This is a genomic window from Bradyrhizobium sp. CCGB01 (assembly GCF_024199795.1).
In the GTDB taxonomy this organism is placed as follows: domain Bacteria; phylum Pseudomonadota; class Alphaproteobacteria; order Rhizobiales; family Xanthobacteraceae; genus Bradyrhizobium.
In genome coordinates this window covers 4,569,638-4,588,375 of record NZ_JANADK010000001.1, presented here as the reverse complement: position 1 = coordinate 4,588,375, position 18,738 = coordinate 4,569,638, and the positions used below count along the sequence as shown (strand labels likewise).

General features: G+C 65.3%; 20 protein-coding genes and 1 pseudogene. 8 read left to right on the top strand and 13 right to left on the bottom strand.

The annotated features are described in order from the left end of the window. Positions 1–38: 38 nt before the first annotated feature. From fabF to fabD, 4 genes are all read right to left on the bottom strand, one after another. Complete coding sequence (gene fabF / locus NLM25_RS20985; RefSeq protein ID WP_254138214.1) at positions 39–1,304, bottom strand: beta-ketoacyl-ACP synthase II; 1,266 nt, start codon at positions 1,302–1,304, stop codon at positions 39–41. Positions 1,305–1,412: 108 nt separating this feature from the next. After that, complete coding sequence (locus NLM25_RS20980; protein WP_008130699.1) at positions 1,413–1,652, bottom strand: acyl carrier protein; 240 nt, start codon at positions 1,650–1,652, stop codon at positions 1,413–1,415. Positions 1,653–1,961: 309 nt separating this feature from the next. Continuing rightward, a complete protein-coding gene (fabG, locus tag NLM25_RS20975; RefSeq protein ID WP_254118736.1) occupies positions 1,962–2,699 on the bottom strand; it encodes a 3-oxoacyl-[acyl-carrier-protein] reductase in 738 nt (245 codons plus the stop codon). 11 nt (positions 2,700–2,710) lie between these two features. After that, on the bottom strand, positions 2,711–3,670 hold the full coding sequence (gene fabD, locus NLM25_RS20970) for an ACP S-malonyltransferase (RefSeq protein WP_254138213.1): 960 nt from the start codon (positions 3,668–3,670) through the stop codon (positions 2,711–2,713). Between the two features lie 303 nt (positions 3,671–3,973). On the opposite strand from fabD, the gene NLM25_RS20965 reads away from it, so the two are divergent. Further along, on the top strand, positions 3,974–5,230 hold the full coding sequence (locus NLM25_RS20965; protein WP_254138212.1) for a GGDEF domain-containing protein: 1,257 nt from the start codon (positions 3,974–3,976) through the stop codon (positions 5,228–5,230). Here NLM25_RS20965 and NLM25_RS20960 read toward each other — a convergent pair. Together NLM25_RS20960 and NLM25_RS20955 are read right to left on the bottom strand one after the other, a co-directional pair. Then, a complete protein-coding gene (locus NLM25_RS20960) occupies positions 5,227–6,252 on the bottom strand; it encodes a fatty acid desaturase family protein (protein WP_254118733.1) in 1,026 nt (341 codons plus the stop codon). The two genes, NLM25_RS20965 and NLM25_RS20960, sit on opposite strands and share 4 nt — an antisense overlap. A 3-nt stretch (positions 6,253–6,255) precedes the next feature. After that, positions 6,256–6,960: a TetR/AcrR family transcriptional regulator C-terminal domain-containing protein gene (locus tag NLM25_RS20955; RefSeq protein WP_254138211.1), complete on the bottom strand. Its 705-nt coding sequence runs from the start codon at positions 6,958–6,960 to the stop codon at positions 6,256–6,258. Between the two features lie 357 nt (positions 6,961–7,317). Here NLM25_RS20955 and rpsF point away from each other — a divergent pair, with 357 nt between their 5' ends. The 4 genes from rpsF (at position 7,318) to rplI (ending at position 9,829) form a co-directional block, all read left to right on the top strand. Further along, complete coding sequence (gene rpsF, locus NLM25_RS20950; protein ID WP_254118731.1) at positions 7,318–7,824, top strand: 30S ribosomal protein S6; 507 nt, start codon at positions 7,318–7,320, stop codon at positions 7,822–7,824. Between the two features lie 5 nt (positions 7,825–7,829). Then, complete coding sequence (rpsR, locus tag NLM25_RS20945; RefSeq protein WP_007592020.1) at positions 7,830–8,069, top strand: 30S ribosomal protein S18; 240 nt, start codon at positions 7,830–7,832, stop codon at positions 8,067–8,069. A gap of 130 nt (positions 8,070–8,199) precedes the next feature. Further along, positions 8,200–9,177 (top strand): DUF2232 domain-containing protein, encoded by a 978-nt coding sequence (locus NLM25_RS20940; RefSeq protein ID WP_254138210.1) that lies wholly within the window; start codon positions 8,200–8,202, stop codon positions 9,175–9,177. A gap of 49 nt (positions 9,178–9,226) precedes the next feature. Continuing rightward, positions 9,227–9,829, top strand: a complete 603-nt coding sequence (gene rplI / locus NLM25_RS20935; protein WP_254118729.1) for a 50S ribosomal protein L9 — start codon at positions 9,227–9,229, stop codon at positions 9,827–9,829. Positions 9,830–9,865: 36 nt separating this feature from the next. On the opposite strand, the gene NLM25_RS20930 is transcribed toward rplI, so the two are convergent. The 3 genes from NLM25_RS20930 to NLM25_RS20920 form a co-directional block, all read right to left on the bottom strand. After that, positions 9,866–10,333, bottom strand: coding sequence for a PaaI family thioesterase (locus NLM25_RS20930; RefSeq protein WP_254138209.1), 468 nt, complete (start codon positions 10,331–10,333; stop codon positions 9,866–9,868). Positions 10,334–10,344: 11 nt separating this feature from the next. Beyond that, positions 10,345–10,941, bottom strand: coding sequence for a TetR/AcrR family transcriptional regulator (locus NLM25_RS20925; protein ID WP_254138208.1), 597 nt, complete (start codon positions 10,939–10,941; stop codon positions 10,345–10,347). A 108-nt stretch (positions 10,942–11,049) separates the two neighbouring features. Continuing rightward, entirely contained in the window at positions 11,050–12,000 is a 951-nt protein-coding gene (locus NLM25_RS20920; protein ID WP_254138207.1) for a hypothetical protein, read from the bottom strand. Between the two features lie 1,037 nt (positions 12,001–13,037). Here NLM25_RS20920 and NLM25_RS20915 point away from each other — a divergent pair. Then, complete coding sequence (locus NLM25_RS20915) at positions 13,038–14,549, top strand: replicative DNA helicase (protein WP_254118725.1); 1,512 nt, start codon at positions 13,038–13,040, stop codon at positions 14,547–14,549. A gap of 46 nt (positions 14,550–14,595) precedes the next feature. Then, positions 14,596–15,873, top strand: a complete 1,278-nt coding sequence (alr, locus tag NLM25_RS20910; protein ID WP_254141228.1) for an alanine racemase — start codon at positions 14,596–14,598, stop codon at positions 15,871–15,873. A gap of 12 nt (positions 15,874–15,885) precedes the next feature. On the opposite strand, the gene NLM25_RS20905 is transcribed toward alr, so the two are convergent. Then, entirely contained in the window at positions 15,886–16,104 is a 219-nt protein-coding gene (locus tag NLM25_RS20905; protein WP_254118724.1) for a cysteine rich repeat-containing protein, read from the bottom strand. A gap of 40 nt (positions 16,105–16,144) precedes the next feature. On the opposite strand from NLM25_RS20905, the pseudogene NLM25_RS20900 reads away from it, so the two are divergent. Beyond that, positions 16,145–16,921 (top strand): annotated as a pseudogene (locus NLM25_RS20900) (exodeoxyribonuclease III). Between the two features lie 131 nt (positions 16,922–17,052). On the opposite strand, the gene NLM25_RS20895 reads toward NLM25_RS20900, so the two are convergent. From NLM25_RS20895 to NLM25_RS20885, 3 genes are all read right to left on the bottom strand, one after another. Beyond that, on the bottom strand, positions 17,053–17,868 hold the full coding sequence (locus NLM25_RS20895; RefSeq protein WP_254138206.1) for a hypothetical protein: 816 nt from the start codon (positions 17,866–17,868) through the stop codon (positions 17,053–17,055). A 96-nt stretch (positions 17,869–17,964) separates the two neighbouring features. Beyond that, positions 17,965–18,333, bottom strand: coding sequence for a GFA family protein (locus tag NLM25_RS20890; RefSeq protein WP_254118721.1), 369 nt, complete (start codon positions 18,331–18,333; stop codon positions 17,965–17,967). A gap of 75 nt (positions 18,334–18,408) precedes the next feature. Beyond that, a complete protein-coding gene (locus tag NLM25_RS20885) occupies positions 18,409–18,726 on the bottom strand; it encodes a hypothetical protein (protein ID WP_254138205.1) in 318 nt (105 codons plus the stop codon). Positions 18,727–18,738: the final 12 nt, after the last annotated feature.

Below are 18,738 nucleotides of genomic sequence, written 5' to 3'. Positions count from 1 at the left end.
CGAATACGGCAAAACGGTGGATTCGTCGCAACAACAAACTAATGGACCAGACGCCGGACGATCACCGACGCATTGGTACCGCCAAAACCGAAAGAATTCGACAACGCGACGTTGACCTCGCGCTTCTTTGCAGTGTGCGGCACGAGATCGATTGCAGTCTCGACCGACGGATTGTCCAAATTGATGGTCGGCGGCACGACATTATCGCGAATCGCGAGAATGGCGAAGATCGCCTCGATCGCGCCGGCGGCGCCAAGGAGATGGCCGGTCGACGATTTGGTCGAGGACATCGCGACCTTGGAAGCGGCGTTGCCGAGCAGGCGCTCGACCGCACCGAGCTCGATCTCGTCACCGAGCGGTGTCGAGGTGCCGTGCGCGTTGATGTAGTCGAGATCGGATGCCGTGAGGCCAGCGCGCTTGAGCGCTGCCGACATGCTGCGGAAGCCGCCATCGCCATCGGGCGACGGCGACGTAATGTGATAGGCATCACCCGAAAGTCCGTAGCCGATCACCTCGGCATAGATCCTGGCGCCGCGGCGCCTGGCGTGCTCGAGCTCTTCCAGAACGAGGACGCCGGCGCCCTCGCCCATCACGAAGCCGTCGCGGTCCTTGTCGTAAGGGCGCGATGCCTTCGTGGGCGTATCGTTGAAACCGGTCGAAAGCGCTCGCGCGGCGTTGAAGCCGGCAATGCCGATACGGCTGATCGGCGACTCGGCGCCACCGGCGACCATGACGTCGGCATCGCCCAGGGCGATCAGGCGGGCGGCATCGCCGACCGCATGCGCGCCGGTCGAGCAGGCCGTGACCACCGAATGGTTCGGCCCCTTCAATCCGTGCGCGATCGAGACGTAGCCGGAGGCCAGATTGATCAGACGGCCCGGGATGAAGAATGGCGAGACCCGGCGCGGTCCGCGCTCCTTCAGAAGGATTGCGGTGTCGGCAATGCCGGTGAGGCCGCCGATGCCGGAACCGATCATGGTGCCGGTCGCGCATTTGTCCTCTTCGGTCTCGGGATGCCAGTTGGCATCGTCGAGCGCCTGGCCGGCTGCGGCCATGCCGAAGATGATGAAGTCGTCGACCTTGCGCTGGTCCTTCGGCTCCATCCATTTGTCGGGATTGAAGGTGTCGTTGGTGCCGTCGCCGCGCACGACGTTGCAGGCGTATTTGGTCTGCAGATCGGAGACATCGAAGCTCTCGATCGGGCGCGCACCGCTTTCGCCGTTGAGGATGCGTTTCCAGGTCGGCTCGACGCCGCAGCCGAGTGGCGACACCATGCCGAGACCCGTGACGACAACTCGCCTCATATCTGAAAACTCCGCATCGAAAGATTCACGGCCAATAACAAGAAACCGGCTGACCGCTGGGAAGCGGCCCGTCCGGTTTCAATGTTGTCCCCGCGAAAATGAAGAGCCTTAGCTCTTCGCGTTCTTCTCGAGAAACTTCGTGGCGTCGCCGACGGTGAGAATCGTCTCCGCGGCGTCATCCGGAATCTCGCAACCGAATTCTTCTTCGAACGCCATCACCAACTCGACGGTGTCCAGACTGTCGGCGCCGAGGTCATCGATGAAGCTCGCAGCGTCGACAACCTTCTCGGGTTCAACACCAAGGTGTTCGACCACGATCTTCTTAACCCGCTCGCCAATGTCACTCATTGCATAACCTCGTGTTGTTCCCTGTAGACCCGACCCCCCGGGACGATACGAGCCGTCGTGGTCGTTGACTGCCTTCGCTTACGAACTTGATTTGGCCCCATCCTAACGATGCGGGCCCGGGCGAACGACGGCCAAGGCTCCGCATCGCCAATATACAGGGTTTCAAAAACCTGCAATGGCGTTCTTTGCCCATCCGTTGAAGGTCCGGTTATCATACTTCAACTGCCTTGACTACAAGCCTCATTTCGCTCCCGAAACGGCCGTTTGCCGCATCCCGCACCGCCCTTGTGGGCAGTGCGGAACGAGAGGTCAGATCATGGCCATGCCGCCGTTGACGTGGATGGTTTGCCCTGTGACGTAAGCTGCTTCGTTCGAACTCAGGTAAACCGCGGCCGCCGCGATGTCCTCGGGCGTCCCCAGCCGAGCGGCCGGAACCTTGGTCAGAATCGTCTCGCGCTGCTTGTCGTTGAGCGCATCCGTCATCGGCGTCTTGATGAAGCCGGGCGCGATGCAGTTCGCGGTGACGCCCCGCTTGGCGTATTCGGCACCCAGCGTCTTGATCATGCCGATCAGGCCCGCCTTCGACGCGGTGTAGTTGCCCTGCCCGGGATTACCGGTGACGCCGACCACCGAGGTGATGGCAATGATGCGGCCGAAGCGCTTGCGCATCATCAATTTGGTGGCGGCCCGCGCCAGGCGAAAGGTCGAGGTCAGATTGATATTGATGACCTCCTCCCAGTCCTCGTCACGGAGCTGGACGAAGAGATTGTCGCGGGTGATGCCGGCATTGGCGACGAGGATGTCGACCTGACCCATCGCAGCTTCCGCGGCAGGCACCAGCGCCTCGACCTCGTCGGCCTTGGAGAGATTGCAGGGCAGCACATGGGTGCGCTCGCCGAGCTTGCCGGCAAGCTCATCCAGCACTTCCTTGCGCGTTCCCGAGATCGCGACGGTAGCGCCCTGCGCGTGCAGCGCCTGCGCGATCGCGCCGCCGATGCCGCCGGTCGCGCCGGTGACGAGCGCCTTCTTGCCAGTCAGATCGAACATTGAGTACTCCTCTAGCCCTGCTTCGCAGCGGCCAATGCATCCTTGGCGGCGGCAATGTCGTTGGGACCACCGACCGAAACGCCGACGGCGCCGTCCGCGATGCGCTTGACGAGTCCTGACAGCACCTTGCCGGCGCCGATCTCAAAGAAACGGGTGACGCCCTGCCCTGCCATATAGGCAACCGACTCGCGCCAACGCACCGTCCCCGTGACCTGCTCGATCAGACGGCGGCGGATCTCGTCGGGATCGGTGATCGCGCTCGCCAGCACGTTCGACACCAGCGGCGCGGCCGGCGCCTTGATCGTGACCTTGGCCAGCGCTTCCGCCATGGCGTCCGCGGCCGGCTGCATCAGCTTGCAATGGAACGGCGCGGACACAGGCAGCAACATTGCGCGCTTGGCGCCCTTGGTCTTGGCGATCTCGACGGCGCGATCGACCGCGGCCTTGTCGCCGGAGACCACCACCTGCCCGCCGCCATTGTCGTTGGCGGCCTGGCAGACCTGGCCCTGCGCCGCCTCGGTGGCGACCTCCATGGCGGCCTCATAATCCAGGCCGAGCAACGCGGCCATCGCGCCGGCGCCGACCGGCACGGCTTTCTGCATTGCGAGACCGCGCGTGCGAAGCAGCCGCGCGGTGTCGGAAATCGTCAGGCTGCCGGCCGCGGCCAGCGCCGAATATTCACCGAGCGAGTGGCCGGCCACGAAGGCTGCATCCCGCCCCACGGAAAACCCGGCTTCAGCCTCCAGCACGCGCAGGGTGGCGACAGACACCGCCATCAGCGCCGGCTGGGCGTTCTGGGTGAGCTGGAGGGTTTCTGCCGGACCATCCCAGATGGTCGCTGTCAGCTTCTCCCCCAGCGCGGCATCGACCTCGTCGAACACGGCGCGCGCCATCGGGAAGGCGTCGGCCAGGGCCTTGCCCATGCCAACCGCCTGGGACCCCTGCCCCGGAAATGTGAATGCTGCCGTCATCGGCGCTCCCCTGGATCGCTTGAGCAGTCTTCTTCGAGAACCGGCAGCGAACTACGTCCGGCCCGAGCCTTGGTTCCCGATCTTGCTCCAAAGGGGGCCGTAGACAACGACCAGGGCCGCGCTGTCAAGCCGCGATAGGCCGTTGGTGGACACCTGGCCATGGGCGCGGCGCTCAAAAAGCCGCCTGTTGCTGTGCACCAAGCGAGCCTGCCGGGCATTGCGCGCGAGCAAAGCATTTACGCTGTCCGGAACTTGGTTCCACCACTTAAGGGGCCTTAAATTCAGCTCACCTAGGTTGCCGGCATGGCAACAATGGTCCCACTGGAATCCACCGTTTCCGCTTCGGCCGGGCATCCGCGGCGGCCGCGGTTTCCTTTCCATGCCAGCGTCGAATGGCTGCTCGCCGGCCCACGTCCGCAGCCTGACGACATCCACAACGAATTGCTGCAGCAGCGGACCAACAAGACCAGGACGATGGTCGTGGCCATACTGGCATCGCTGCTGATCGCATCGCTTGCCGCCGCGCTGACCGGTGCCGCATGGGCTTATGCCTGGGTGCTGGCGGAGCTGGCGCTCGGCAGCACGCGCATCTGCCTGATGATGAGGGCCCTCGCACGGGCGAAGCGCGACCGGCGGGCGCCGGTGAACGTCTCGCCGATCTGGGCGGGGCTCGCCTCGGTCGTCCTGATTTCCGCCGGCTGCTATCAATGCGTCGCATCGGGCGTCATGCCGCTGGTGCTGATGGCCGGCATTGGACTGGCGAATCTCGTCGGCGGCATCGCCTCGCGGAATGCCGGCACGCCGCGCTACGGCATTCTCCTGATCTGCATCCTGACGCTGCCGTTCGCGGTGGCCACGATCCTGTCGCCGGTGCCGTTCCTGTTCATCATTGGCCTGCAAACGCCTGTTTACACGGCGGGGATGATCTTCCTGCTGCTGGAGAACCACAAGATCCTGCTCGATCTCCACCATTCCGAGCGCAACAACCGCCTGATGGCGCATCACGACCTGCTCACCGGCCTTCCCAACCGCGCGCTGAACCAGAAGCTCTTCGCCGAGATGCTCGACGGCCCGTGGCCGGAAGCCGCGTCGGCCAGCTCGAAGCTGACCGTGTTCTGCGTCGATCTTGACGGCTTCAAGGGCGTCAACGACAGGTTTGGACATGCAGCAGGCGACGCCGTCCTCGTTGCGGTGGCGAAGCGCCTGCGCGCCAGCGTGCGCGACGTCGATTTCGTGTGCCGGCTCGGTGGCGACGAGTTCGTCGTGCTGCTGCCTGACATTACCGAGCGCGAAGCCGTCGTCGTGGCCGAGCGTATCATCTCGCGCGTCTGCGAACCGTTCGAGTTCGCGCCGGCGGCCTGCGTCGGAGCCAGCATCGGCATCGCGTCAGCGCCGCGCGACGGCACCACCGCCGACGAGTTGCTGAGCGCAGCCGACCGCGCGATGTACGAGGCCAAGCGCCGGGGCAAAGGCGATTTCGTGATCCATCGCGGCGTCGAGCTCGTCGCCGAGATCGTGCCTCTCGTCCCCCTCGCTAAAACTCCCGCGCTGGCCTGCTAAAATCCGCCGGCCGTCTGATTGGCGTCGACCTCCGACCCAGCCTGTGCACGGCGCGCACTGTTCACGAGCTGCCCCGGCCGGTCATCGCGGTTTGGCTTCGCGGTCGCAAGCCGCAGCACCGCGGCGTAGCCCGGCTGCACCTCCATGCGGCCGGCGTGCCGGCTCGCACTCAGCAGGCGATGCACCTTCGGCAGATTGTAGCAGGGCACGTAGAACAAGAGGTGATGCTCGAGGTGGTAGTTCACGTAGTACGGCGCGATGAACAGGCGCTCGAGAAAATTCGCATGTGTGGTGCGGGTATTGCGCAAGGGATCGCTGCTGTCGGGCACGACGGCATGCTCGGCGATGTTGCGGATGCGGGTGATGACCATCATCCAGGTCAGGAGCGGCACCAGCCATAGCAGCGGATAGGCCCACCACACACCGGCCGCCGCCAGCACTGCGAACATCACGGCATTGGCGAGGCACTGCGGGCCGAGCTTCTCCCAGAAATGCGTGGCGCGCTGACGCCACGGCCAATCCTTCGGCCCGAGCGCGTTAAGCAGTTGCGCCTTGCGTTGCTGGTAGCCGGTCTGCCCGGTGATGTCGCGGATGAACTTGCGGCGATAGCTCAGCTGCGTGATCGGAAACGGCGCCGACAGCACGAGATCGGGGTCGTCCTCCTGCTGGGTGCGCGCATGATGCTGAAGGTGATAGCGCCGGTAGCTCCGCGTCTCCGCGAAGAGAGGATAGGCGCAGAACCACTGGCTCAGGGCCAGATTGGTCTTCTCGTCGGCCGACAGGCAGCCATGCGCGCCGTCATGCATCAGGATTGCGAGCCCAAGCTGGCGCGAGCCGATGATGGCGACGGCGAGGACATAGGTGACCGGGTTGGGCCACCACGCGACCAAAGCGATCGCGCCGATGATCAACGCCCAGGCATGGGCGATCAGCGCGACGCCCTTCCAGGTCACGCGCTGGCGCACGTCGGCGAGTTGATCGTCGGTCAGGAAATCGCGGGCACGCATGCGAAGCGCGGTCATGGCCTAACCCTCCTCATTCGAATTGCTAGACGCATCGCGCTCACCGACGAGACGCAGGCGCGCGATGTCATCATTGGATTTCGCCTGCTCGCCGAGCACGCGCAGCATCTCGGCGCATAATTCATCCGGCGACCGCCCCATGGCGTAGCCTTCGAGAATGACGCCGATGGCGACGGCCCAGAATCGCCGCGAGCTTTCGTCGGGCGCGCGCAGGGAGCGCCAGCCGTGCCGCTCGACCTGGCTCGCATAGGCGCGCGCGCCTTCGCCGTGCAGGCGCTCGATGGTGCGCTCGACCAGCGGCGCCAGATCCTGGCGCCGGCGCGTCAGCGTCAGTGCCTCGGCGAAGAAGGCGATCGAATCGCTCGCCGTCACGGTCTCGGCCAGCGCATGGGTGTATTCACGCGGCGTGCGCGCCTTCAGCGCCGCCTGCTCGGTCGCGCGTGCGAGATACAGCAGATCGCGGCAGGCGCATTCGACGAACAGCGCCTCCTTGGTGCGGAAGTAATAGGTGATCTGGCTCGGGAACGCGTCCGCGGCCGCCGCGATGTCGGTGATCGCCGTGCCCGACAGCCCCCGCTCCCGGAACAGCGGGCTCGCGGCATCCAGCAGCAGCGACCGCATCTTGCGGCCGGCCGAACGCGTGGCGCGTGCGGCATGCTTGGGGTCGCCAGCCGCCTCAAGCGGCTCATGGACCGACTTTTCCGCCATCGGGTCGTCTCCGTCGATTTATTTGTATGCTATACAAACAAATAAATCAAGCTATTTGGGCAAGCTGTTGTGGTATGGGAGGACGGGTCCGGCCGCCCCGGGTCAGGACGATCCGGGGCCAAGGCACGGCCTCCAACCTTGCAAAGCCGGCCAAAATCCGTATAAGGCGCGCATCCGCAGACCCCGGCCGGGAGCTGAACGGACGGTCTCAGCAAATCATTCGTGATTTTGGTGTGGCAGGGCCAGTCGGCCCGTCGTCCCGTGTTTCCGCCTTCTGAGCTTAATCCCAGAGTCCTTTCCGAAGGCCTCTTAAGGGCTTGACGCCGGGCGATGCGCCAACACGAGGAAAGGACCATCATGGCTCTCTATGAGCATGTATTTCTCGCGCGTCAGGACGCGAGCACGCAGCAGGTCGAAGAGCTGACTGCGCAGATGACCGGCATCGTCGAGGGTCTCGGCGGCAAGGTCACCAAGACCGAGAATTGGGGCGTTCGCTCCCTCACCTATCGCATGAACAAGAATCGCAAGGCGCACTTCGTGCTGCTCAACATCGACGCGCCGTCCGCGGCGATCGCCGAGATCGAGCGCCAGGAGCGCATCAGCGAAGACGTGATCCGCTATCTCAGCGTCCGCGTCGAGGAGCTGGAGGAAGGCCCGTCCGCGATGATGCGCAAGGCCGACCGCGACCGCGAGCGTGACGACCGTGGCGGCGGCTTCCGTGGCGACCGCGAAGGCGGTGGCTTCCGTGGCGACCGCGAGGGCGGTTTCCGTGGCGGCGATCGTGACGGTGGTGGCTTCCGCGGTGACCGCGGTCCGCGCCGTCCGCGTGACGAAGCTGAAACCACAACGACGGATGCGGAGTAAGATCAATGGCTGAAGCTGGTGCACGCCGTCCGTTTTTCCGTCGTCGCAAGAGCTGCCCGTTCACGGGCGCTAACGCTCCGAAGATCGACTACAAGGACTCCAAGCTCTTGATGCGCTACGTCTCCGAGCGCGGCAAGATCGTGCCGAGCCGCATCACCGCGGTGTCGGCCAAGAAGCAGCGTGAGCTCGCCCGCGCCATCAAGCGCGCGCGCTTCCTGGGCCTGCTGCCCTACGTCATTCGCTAAGACGAATTCGGCCGGCGGCGAAATTGCCGCCGGCCGCACTTTTTGGGTTTCATAAGGCTTCCGGGTCGTCCGGTCGCCGATGGTTGGGGCGAGATGAGCCTCTAACCGCTCGAAGGGAGCGGGACAGCTGATGATGGCTTTTGGACTGATAGCCCTGATCGCCGGCGCTGCGTCGGCCCTGATGTTCGCCTCGATCGTGTCGGGCGCGCTGATCTCGCTCGTGCTGTTCTATCTCGCACCGCTGCCGCTGATGGTCGCCTCGATCGGCTGGGGTCCGCTTTGCGCGAGCCTCGGCGGCATCGCCGCCGCGGTCGGCCTCGGTGCCCTGTTCGGCCTGCCCTACTGCATCGCCTTTGCCGTCACCGTCGCGCTGCCGGCGTGCTGGCTCGGCCATCTCGTCCTGCTCAGCCGGCGGACAGGCCCCGTCACACCGGAGGCCGCCACCGAGCCGCCGGCCGAACCCGAGCTCGAATGGTATCCGGTCGGCCGCATCCTGCTGTGGATCGCGGGCTTCGCCGCGCTGACCACGATCGCCGCCCTGCTCACGCTCGGCACCGATGCCGACACCATCATCGGCACGCTGCGCCGCGGCCTAATGCGCCTGCTCCGCGCCACCGACCCGCAGACATCGGGCGAAGCCGGCCAGTTCGTCGACGCGCTGGTGCGTATCGCACCGGCCGCCGCCACCATCGTCGCGATGATGACGCTCACACTCAATCTCTGGCTCAGCGCCAAGGTGACGGCGACCTCAGGCCGGCTGCGCCGTCCGTGGCCGGACATGATGACGGCCGAGCTGCCGCCGATGACGCTGGTCGGGCTCTGCGTCGCACTCGCCTTCTGCTTCACCGGCGGGTTGCTCGCGATCTTCGCGCAGATCGTCACGGCGGCGCTGATGATGGGCTACGCGTTCACCGGCTTCGCCGTGCTGCATACGCTGACGCTCGCGCTGAAGAGCCGCACCTTCTGGCTCGGCTCGACCTACGCCGTCGTCGTCGTGTTCGGCTGGCCCGTCATCGCGATGGTGATCCTCGGCCTTGCGGATGCGGTGTTCGGCTTCCGCGAGCGCTTCCTGCGCACGCGCCAGCCGCCGCCACTGCCGACCCCTTAAGTTCAAGTTCGAAAATCCAACTCACTCAACACTTCAAAGGAGAACGAATATGGAAGTCATTTTGCTGGAACGCGTGAGCAAGCTCGGCCAGATGGGCGAAGTCGTGAAGGTTCGCGACGGTTATGCCCGCAATTTCCTGCTCAAGCGCGGTAAGGCGCTGCGCGCCACCGCCGACAACCGCGCCAAGTACGACGGCATGAAGGCCGATCTCGAGGCCCGCAACCTCGCGTCCAAGGCCGAGGCGTCCAAGGTCGCCGAGAAGATCGAGGGCAAGAACATCATCGTGATCCGTCAGGCTTCGGAAGCCGGCCAGCTGTTCGGCTCGGTCAACGTGCGTGACATCGTCATCGCGTTCGAAGCCGACGGCATTTCACTGGCTCGCCCGCAGATCCAGCTCGACGCACCGATCAAGACCATCGGCAAGCACTCGATCACCGTTGCCGTCCACCCCGAGGTTGAAGTCGAGATCACCGTCACGGTTGCACGCAGCCAGGACGAAGCCGAGCGCATCAACCGCGGCGAGGACATCTCGACCCGCAACGAGGACCGCGATGCGGCCGCCGAGGCGATCGCCGCCGCCGGCGAGTTCTTCGATCCGGAAGCCCAGCACGACGACGAGCCGGCGCCGGCCGCGGAAGAAACCGAGAAGTAAACCTCGCGTTCGCGCAGGTTGCGAAGCCCGGCCGCCTCAGGCGGCCGGGCTTTTCGTTTTCGTAGCGACGTCCTCGCTCAGCATCGCGATCGAGGCGAGCGCCGTTGCCGTATGCTTCTCGACGCCGTCGCTGACACAGAACACGTCGGCCGCGACCACGGAGACCTGGCGCCCCGGCTTGATCACCCTGGCCCGGCAGATCAGCTTCTCACCGACCGCCGGTGATAACAGATTGAGCTTGTATTCCGCCGTCAGCGCCGGCTGGCCGCGCGAGGTGGCCGCTGCGATGGTCGTGGCGTTGTCGACCAGGAAGGCGGTGACGCCGCCGTGGAAGAAGCCGTGCTGCTGGAGCAGCTCCGGCCGGCGTTCGACCGCGATCGTGCAGGTGCCACGCGACAATTCCGACAGCTCGGCGCCGACCAGGTTCATGAAACCCTGCCGGCCGACATTGGCATGGATGCGCTCGGCTACGGCTGCGAATTCGGGATCTGCTTCGGCTCGCATGAGGCCTCTCCTCATTGTTTATTGATGCGATCGGGCGGCCGCAATGCGCGGACGGCACAGGCGACCAGGGTGTCGGCTTCGCTGCGCGGATCCGCGCGGTCGCGTCCTGAGAGAAAGGCGCGGCAGAAGATCTGAGCAGGGCCGATCAGCTGGCTGACGAACATCACCGGCGTCATCGGCAAAAGCTCGCCGCTGGCAACGAGCGGCGCGCGCCAGCGCTCGATGCCTTCGGCAAGACGCGCATTCTGCGCGCGCTGGGCGTCGCGGACGTCCTCGCCCCATTCGCTGCGCGAGATCTCGAAGAGATAGCGCGCCTCGCGCCGGCTCGACACCACCCAGTCGAGATGCGCCCGGATCAGGCGATCGATGCCCTGCCCGGCATCGGGGGCAGGATCGAGCACGGCCAGCACTGCGGCGTGATAGTGCCTGAGCACCTCCAGGAACAGCGCGCCGGCGAGTTCCTTCTTCGAGCCGAAGGCGTGGAAGAAGCTGCCATTGGAAGCGCGCGCCCGTGCGCGGATCGCCGCCACCGTCGCAGCTTCGAAGCCGACGCGGTCGAACACGACAAGCCCGGCCGCCAACAGATCGTCACGCACGCTCGTCGTCATCGCCGCCTCCTAGAGCATTACTCTAGAGTAGCACTCTAACCGCGGTCAAGACGATGCGAAGGCCGCGATGGATGCGGCCTTCGCAAGTCGACGGGAAAATGGGGATCCTTATCGCGAAATCGGCGGTGTCGGCGAACCGGACGATTCGGCTGGCGCCGCAGCGGTCGCGGGCGGTGCCGTCTCCTGCGGCCTGGCTGCCGGTTCGGAACTCGCGGCAGGCTTGGGAGCCGCTTCTTCAACCGGCTTGGGCGCGGGCGGCTCGGCGGGCTTCGCGGCGGCCGGTGCAGCCGGCGTCACCTGCGGGACCGGATCGGGCCGCAGCGCCGGAGCATCGCTGCCGCGCGGCTCGACCCTGGCGCTTTCGGGCTTCGCCTCGTCGCGGCCGGGCTCAACCTTGGCCGTGTCGGGCTTCGGCTCGGGCTTGGGTTCGGGCTTCAACTCGGGCTTGGACTCGCCCTTCTTGTCGTCGGCGGCCGGTGTGGCGGCGTCGACCTTCGGTGCTTCCTCGGTCCCAGGCTTGCCGCGACGCTTACCTTTGCGTCCCTCGGGCGCTGCCTGGCCCTCGAGCTTCGCACCTTCCTTGGATCCCTCTTCGGGCGGCCGCGCCGCGCGCTTCTGACGCGCGCCCTCCGCCGCGGGAGCAGCCTCGCCTTCCGGCCTGGCGGCGTCCTGCGAGCGCTGGCGGCGCCCCTGATGTTCCGGCGCCTGGCCCGGAGCCGTATTGGCTTCCTTGTCCTTGGCGCCGTCCTTCTTGTCCTTGCCGTCTTTGGCCTGATAGCGGGTGTCGGTGGCACCGTTGGAGACGAGATAGGAAGCGAGCACGCCGGCCATGTCGGAGCTGGTCGTGTAGTGCTGGCGCAGGAAGCCCGGCAGCGAGCCCGGCGCGACCGTCTTCAACAGACCGCGCGGGCTCTTGTGGCAGACATTGCAGGTCTGCGCGAAAAGCTGGGATGGGGCCTTGCCCGCCTCGAGGTTCGTCGCCTGCGCCAGAACGGCGTCGGTCGCGCCGAAGCCGATCAGAAGCAGTACCGTCGCGAGGCTGAGCGCTCGGCTCGACATCCCGTCATCTCCATTGAATTCATGCGATTGCAGCCAGCATCCGGCGCAGCGGCGGGTCACCTTTTAGCGGATTGAGCCGCGAATGGAAGCAGCCCGCGCACGCAAGGATGTGATTAAGCGATTTTCGAATTCGGCTGTGATCACTGTGCAATAGCGCAGCATCTCGTTCGAACGCCGGAGGCCTGTGAGACCACGCGCCGCCTGCCGGAAAGCGGCAGATCGTCGCAAAGCCACATCGCCGCAGACGCCCCTCTGCATGCGCGCCGAACCCGGGCCTGAAGCTGAATCAATCCTAGTGATGCAAGGTCGAAATCGGAGCGGACGGGAAAGAGGCCGTTAACGCCAATTGCTCCCGCAGGTCCGCGAGGGTCTCCGGCGAGACAGGCTCCCGCCGCACTTCGGGCCGCTCGGCGTGCTGCATGGCCGCGATCAGCCCCGTCAGCCAAAGCCGGCTGCCTGCCTCGCTTCGCCAATTCTGGTGCTGCCGTTCTGGCCGCATCGCTTGCCTCGTTCCCTGATGGCTGGAGACAACCCCCCGCCGGCCCGCCGGTTCCGGTGGTACCCCGAAAGAATCCGGGGAGATGTGATCTGTTTCACATAAGTCTTGTCGGGCTCGGCTTAGACCGTCGCTATGAGCAAGCAGACCCAAACCTCTTTCGACGCGCAGGAAGACCTCCGCACCGATTACGCCCTGATCGCCACCGGCATCGGAGCGGCCCTGGCTGCACTGGTCTACCTTCTGCTGGTCTGAATCCGAGCCCAGAGCTCCCTGCGTGCGTCATTTCGCGCACTTCTCGATACGTCTGCCCGCCGATCCATTAGGTTCACCTCATCCTGATTTTTCCGTGGCGCGGTCACGGTCGCGACCGGACGGGCGAGTTCCGCGAAAATCCGTCAAGCGCGGGGCATGCTGCGGTTGCCAATCATCCACCGCTTTTAAGATCGGTTGATAGCGGCGAGCTTTTGCTTCCGCTTTGGCCCGGGGCGGCGCTTTATCCCGGCCCCGCATCCGCCCAGAAAATTGCTAACGCTCGACCATGGCCCTGACTGATTCGAACGTCCTCAAACTCGCGCCCGAGCCCGGAACTCCCGCCTATCGGAGTGCGCCGCATAATATCGAGGCGGAACAGAGCCTTCTGGGCGCGATCCTGGTCAACAACGACGCCTTCTACCGGGTCTCCGACTTCCTGGAGCCGAAGCACTATTTCGAGCCGCTGCACCAGACCATCTACGAGACCGCCGGCAGCCTGATCCGGATGGGCAAGATCGCCACGCCCGTCACGCTGAAGACGTTCCTGCCCGCCGACACTGACGTCGGCGGCATGACCATCGGGCAGTATCTGGCGCGGCTAGCGGCGGAAGCGACCACCATCATCAACGCCCAGGACTACGGCCGCACCGTCTACGATCTGGCGCTGCGCCGCGACCTGATCGGCATCGGCGAGGACATGGTCAATGTCGCCTATGACGCGCCGGTCGACTTCGCGCCGCGGGCGCAGATCGAGGACGCCGAGCGCCGCCTGTACGAGCTCGCCGAATCCGGCCGCTATGACGGCGGCTTCCAGAAATTCTCGCAGGCGTTGACGGTCGCGGTCGACCTCGCGGCGAAGGCGTTCCAGCGCGACGGAAAGCTGTCGGGCATCTCGACGGGTTTGCGCGACCTCGACACCAAGATGGGCGGTCTGCAGCACTCCGACCTCATCATCGTCGCGGGGCGTCCCGGCATGGGCAAGACGTCGCTGGCGACCAACATCGCCTACAACGTCGCGCAGGCCTACGTTCCGGAGCTCCAGGCCGACGGCACCATGAGGGCCGCCAATGGCGGCGTCATCGGTTTCTTCTCCTGCGAAATGTCGGCCGACCAGCTCGCCACGCGTATCGTGGCCGAGCGCACCGGCATTCCCTCCTCCCACATCCGCCGTGGCGGCATCTCCGAAGCCGATTTCGAGAATATCCGCCAGGTCTCGATCGAGCTGCAATCGCTGCCGTTCTATGTCGACGCGACCGGCGGCCTGTCGATCGCGCAGCTGATGGCGCGTGCACGCCGGCTCAAGCGCCAGAAGGGCCTCGATCTGCTCGTGATCGACTACATCCAGCTGCTGTCGGGCTCGGGCAAGCGCGCCAGCGACAGCCGCGTGCAGGAAATCACGGAGATCACGACCAGCCTGAAGGCGCTGGCGAAGGAGCTCAACGTTCCGGTCATCGCTCTGTCCCAGCTCTCACGCCAGGTCGAATCCCGCGACGACAAGCGGCCTCAGCTCTCCGACTTGCGTGAATCCGGCTCGATCGAGCAGGACGCCGACGTCGTGCTGTTCGTGTATCGCGAGGAATATTACCTCGCGATGAAGGAGCCGCGCCCGGGCACGCCCGAGCACGAGAAATGGCAGCTCGACATGAGTCTTGCTCACGGCAAGGCCGAAGTCATCATCGGCAAGCAGCGCCACGGTCCGACAGGCACCGTCGATCTGGCGTTCGAAGCCTCGGTCACGCGGTTCGGCGACCTCGCGCCTGACAGTCAGCTGCCGGCTCGCAGCGGTGGCGACTACTGAGTTTCTTGAACCAGAGACGCCTCTTGCGTAAAACGGCGCCATGACAATGGCGTCCGATCCGAAAATGACCTCGCAAACCGGCCTTCTCTCCGCGGAGGCCAATCAGGCTGCCGCGCTCGCTGCCTTCGGCGGCGTGCTCACCGTCGATCTCGACGCCATCATCGCCAATTGGCGCAAGCTCGAGAAGACGGCAGTGCCGGCCGAGTGTTCGGCCGTGATCAAGGCCGACGCCTATGGCTGCGGCGCCGAGCAGGTCTCGCGTGCCCTGAGCAAGGCCGGCTGCAAGACCTTCTTCGTCGCCACCATCGAGGAAGCGCGCAAGGTGCGCGCGGCCGTACCGGAGCCCACGATCTACGTGCTCGGCGGCTATTTCCAGAACACCGGCGAGCACTACGCCAAGATCAATTGCCGGCCGGTGATCGGCGATCTCAACGAGCTTGCCGAATGGGACGTGTTCTGCCGCCGCACCGGCTGGACCGGCGGCGCCGCAATCCACGTCGACACCGGCATGAACCGGCTCGGGCTGACGCTTGCGGACGCGCAGGCGATCATCCCCCGCATCCACGCCGGCGACCACGGCATTACGCTGGTGATGAGCCATCTGGTCTCGGCCGAGCAGCTCAACAGTTCCGTGAACGCCAAACAGCTCGCGGCCTTCCGCGGCATCGCCAGCGAATTCTCCGGCGTGCCGGCGGCGCTCGCCAATTCCTCAGGCGTTTTCCTCGGCGCGCCGTTCCAGTTCGACCTGGTGCGGCCGGGCGCGGCGCTCTACGGCGTCAACCCGACGCCGGAGGCCGACAATCCGATGCAGCCGGTGGTCGACCTCAAGGCCCGCATCGTGCAGATCCGCAGCGTCGAGCGCGGCGAGGGCGTCGGCTATGGCGGCACCTGGACCGCGCGGCGTCCGACCAGGCTCGCGATCATCGCGGTCGGCTATGCCGACGGCTATTTCCGCGCCGCCAGCTCCAATGACGGCACCCGCGGCGCCGAGGTCATCGTCGCCGGCAAGCGCTGCCCGGTCGCAGGCCGCGTCTCCATGGACCTGATCGCGATCGACATCACCGATCTGCCGCCGAACGCAGCGCGGCGCGGCCACATGGTGACGTTGCTCGGCGAGGGCATCACCGTCGACGAGCTCGCGCATCATTTCGGCACCATCGGCTACGAGGTGCTGACCAGCCTCGGCCACCGCTACGCCCGCGTCTACAAGGGCGGCAATGTGGTGGAGCCGCTGGCAAAGCCGGAGCCTGCGCAGGCGGCCGAGCAGCCGCCCTCCCCGCCGCCCGTCGAGCAGCCGGCGAGCCCGCCGCCACTGCCGAGCTGAACGTCTCGCCGCTTACTTCTTCCGGCTGTCGAGTGCCGTCTTGCAGGACGCGCTGAGCTGATCGCGCTTGGCGTTGAGGCAGGCGATGATCTTGCCGCCGCCCGGCGCGATGCCGGCGCAGAATTTGTCATAGTCCGCCTTGCACGCGCCGCGCGGATCGGACGATTGTGCCGAAGCGACTCCGGAGAACGCAACGACGAATGCAATGGCGGCAAAGCTCAACTTGGACATTGTATCTCCGGAGACGGAAGGCAGGAGCCGGTAGCTCTACATGAAGATCGCGACATTCAACATCAACAACATCAATCGCCGCCTGCCCAATCTGTTGGCATGGATGAAGGCGGCGAAGCCCGATGTCGTCGCGCTTCAGGAATTGAAGGCAAGTGATGGCGAATTTCCGGCGGTGGCGATCGAAAAGGCCGGCTACGGCGCGGTCTGGTGTGGACAAAGGACGTGGAACGGCGTCGCCATCCTCGCCCGCAACGCCGAGCCCGTGCTGACGCGCGACCGCCTGCCGGGAACGCCCACAGATCTCGAGGCGCGCTACATCGAGGCCGCCGTGCGCGGAATCATCGTCACCAGCATTTACCTGCCAAACGGCAATCCACAGCCGGGCCCGAAATTCGACTACAAGCTCGACTGGTTCGCGCGGCTCAAGCGCCACGCCAAAACCTTCATCAAGCAGGATCTGCCCGTGGTGCTCGCCGGCGATTACAACGTCGCGCCTGGTGAGATCGACATCTATCCGACGCGGTCATGGGACAAGGATGCGCTGATCTAGCCGAAGAGCCGTGCGGCATTCGCCTCGCTCGTCGAACAAGGCTGGTGCGATGCGATCCGAGAACTGCACCCGGAGAAACGCATCTACACGTTCTGGGACTACAAGCGGAACCGGTGGCCGCGCGATGCAGGCCTGCGGCTCGATCATCTCCTGCTCAGCCCTGCCCTCGTCTCGCGCCTGGCCAAGGCCGGCGTCGACAAGGAGGTCCGCGGCGAGGATGGTGCGAGCGATCATGCGCCGGCGTGGGTGGTGCTGAAGCCGCGATGACTGTGCCGTAGGGTGGATTAGCCCGCGGCTGCGCGAAGCGCGGTCGCTGGCGTAATCCACCGTTTCTGACGCTGCGGATATGAACAGTGGCGGATTACGCTACGCTAATCCGCCCTACTACCGAGTTCAGATCAGCGTCCGTAGTAGTCCGTCACCGTATCCCAGGCCGCCTTCTGCAACAGCTCCACCGTCGGCGCATCGAGCCCCATCGTGTAGGAATTGCCGACCGGCGAGCGGCCCGTCAGCGCGGCGAGCGTGACGCACGTCGCCAGATACGTGCCGGCCGGGCTCGGATGCCGCTTGTCCGGTGCATAGAGATTGAGCTCCGGCTGCAGCTTGCGGACGCGCGCAAACGCGAGACCTGCGGGAATGACCAGCGCATCGTTGGCATTGCCCGCGACCGTGTAGGCCTCCGCCAATGCTTCCGTCATCTCGGGCTTGTCGGCATAGGCCCAGGACATGAACAGCATCGGGCGCATGCCATGCGTGCGCACGATGTCGCTGTCCTTCTTCGCGAAGGTCGCGAACGCGTCCTTCAGCTGCGGATGGATCGGGCACTGGCTGCAATCCATCATCACGACCGCGTCGTACTGCCTGCCCGGCTTGTTGAAGACGACGTTGTTCTGCTCGTCGAAGGAATAGGCGCCGAGGCCGCCCGGCCGCAGCAGATTGTCCATGTCGTGCCAATCGAGGCCGGAGCCGCCGATCGTGGCCATGGTGTTGCGATACGCCGCCTTGTTGGCGGCGTCCGCGGCTCGCTCCATGAACGAGAGATGCCCGGGCATGCCGTTGTTGTAGTAGAAGAAGCTGTTGCCGACGAACAGGGTCGCCTTCGGGAAGTCTGGCCCTGCTGTCGTGACCTTCGGCTTGGTTTGCGCCTGTGCATTGAAGCCGGCTGCAACAGCCAGACACATCGCAAGCATCACTCGCGCAAAAAGACGCATCATGATTTCTCCCCTTGTTGTCCGGGGCCGGAACCAAATCAGCTTTTCAATAGAGCCTCAAGAGCACGGGCGTGGAGCAGACATGCGTGAGCCCGGCACTCACCACAAATTCCTGCCGTCGATCATGTTCACCGGCACGGCCTCGAGATCGAAATCGTCGAACAGGCGTGCGTTCACTGCGACCTTGGGATTGTCGAAATCCGGCTTGCCGGTCGACCAGTCCGGGGACTCCGAATAAGTGCCGCAGCCGCAGCTTGCGCAGAAATGATGTTTGACCGTGCGGCTGCCCCACAGATAGGTCGCGACATTGTCCGGGGGTGACAGCAGGCGAAACTGCGCCGGCGTGTAGTACGCCCACAGCGCGCCGCGCTTGGCGCAGAGCGAACAGGTGCAGCGGGTCACGCTCGCGGGCGCCTCCGTCACCTCGAACACCGTCTCACCGCAATGACAGCTTGCCTCGATCGGCATGACCCGCTCTCCGTTTTGTCAGGAGGTGGTCGTAGCCTGCCCCTGCTGCCAACATGCTGTCAGCAGCGCAATTCGTCACGGAGCTTCGTTCGAGGAGAGCCGCCTGGCATTTGCGGCCACATGCTCGCGATAGCGCTGGACGATCGCCGCCGGAGTAGCTCCGGCCAAGAGGTTCGCTGCCGCCTCGAAGGCCGCGGCGATCTTCTCGCTGACCATCAGCACGGCCTCCTGCCCGGCCGCCTCGTCGCCATGGCTGAGCTTCTCGCAGCGCAGCCGCACCACTTCGCTCGCTTCGACCGCGAGCATCGCGCCGGCAACCCAGGGAAAGCCGTTGTCGGATCCGCCGAGCACCGCATGGCGGTCGAGCGCGGAGAAGGAATGGTGATCGGGCATCGCGGGACCTCA

Excerpts from the sequence above, each read along its gene's own strand:
- NLM25_RS20925 (WP_254138208.1), bottom strand. The coding sequence starts at position 10,941 with ATGACGACGAGCGTGCGTGACGATCTGTTGGCGGCCGGGCTTGTCGTG.
- fabF (WP_254138214.1), bottom strand. The coding sequence starts at position 1,304 with ATGAGGCGAGTTGTCGTCACGGGTCTCGGCATGGTGTCGCCACTCGGC.
- rplI (WP_254118729.1), top strand. The coding sequence starts at position 9,227 with ATGGAAGTCATTTTGCTGGAACGCGTGAGCAAGCTCGGCCAGATGGGC.
- rpsF (WP_254118731.1), top strand. The coding sequence starts at position 7,318 with ATGGCTCTCTATGAGCATGTATTTCTCGCGCGTCAGGACGCGAGCACG.
- NLM25_RS20930 (WP_254138209.1), bottom strand. The coding sequence starts at position 10,333 with ATGCGAGCCGAAGCAGATCCCGAATTCGCAGCCGTAGCCGAGCGCATC.
- NLM25_RS20885 (WP_254138205.1), bottom strand. The coding sequence starts at position 18,726 with ATGCCCGATCACCATTCCTTCTCCGCGCTCGACCGCCATGCGGTGCTC.
- NLM25_RS20895 (WP_254138206.1), bottom strand. The coding sequence starts at position 17,868 with ATGATGCGTCTTTTTGCGCGAGTGATGCTTGCGATGTGTCTGGCTGTT.
- NLM25_RS20915 (WP_254118725.1), top strand. The coding sequence starts at position 13,038 with ATGGCCCTGACTGATTCGAACGTCCTCAAACTCGCGCCCGAGCCCGGA.
- NLM25_RS20905 (WP_254118724.1), bottom strand. The coding sequence starts at position 16,104 with ATGTCCAAGTTGAGCTTTGCCGCCATTGCATTCGTCGTTGCGTTCTCC.
- fabD (WP_254138213.1), bottom strand. The coding sequence starts at position 3,670 with ATGACGGCAGCATTCACATTTCCGGGGCAGGGGTCCCAGGCGGTTGGC.
- NLM25_RS20955 (WP_254138211.1), bottom strand. The coding sequence starts at position 6,960 with ATGGCGGAAAAGTCGGTCCATGAGCCGCTTGAGGCGGCTGGCGACCCC.
- NLM25_RS20965 (WP_254138212.1), top strand. The coding sequence starts at position 3,974 with ATGGCAACAATGGTCCCACTGGAATCCACCGTTTCCGCTTCGGCCGGG.
- NLM25_RS20980 (WP_008130699.1), bottom strand. The coding sequence starts at position 1,652 with ATGAGTGACATTGGCGAGCGGGTTAAGAAGATCGTGGTCGAACACCTT.
- alr (WP_254141228.1), top strand. The coding sequence starts at position 14,596 with ATGGCGTCCGATCCGAAAATGACCTCGCAAACCGGCCTTCTCTCCGCG.
- NLM25_RS20890 (WP_254118721.1), bottom strand. The coding sequence starts at position 18,333 with ATGCCGATCGAGGCAAGCTGTCATTGCGGTGAGACGGTGTTCGAGGTG.
- NLM25_RS20920 (WP_254138207.1), bottom strand. The coding sequence starts at position 12,000 with ATGTCGAGCCGAGCGCTCAGCCTCGCGACGGTACTGCTTCTGATCGGC.
- rpsR (WP_007592020.1), top strand. The coding sequence starts at position 7,830 with ATGGCTGAAGCTGGTGCACGCCGTCCGTTTTTCCGTCGTCGCAAGAGC.
- NLM25_RS20940 (WP_254138210.1), top strand. The coding sequence starts at position 8,200 with ATGATGGCTTTTGGACTGATAGCCCTGATCGCCGGCGCTGCGTCGGCC.
- NLM25_RS20960 (WP_254118733.1), bottom strand. The coding sequence starts at position 6,252 with ATGACCGCGCTTCGCATGCGTGCCCGCGATTTCCTGACCGACGATCAA.
- fabG (WP_254118736.1), bottom strand. The coding sequence starts at position 2,699 with ATGTTCGATCTGACTGGCAAGAAGGCGCTCGTCACCGGCGCGACCGGC.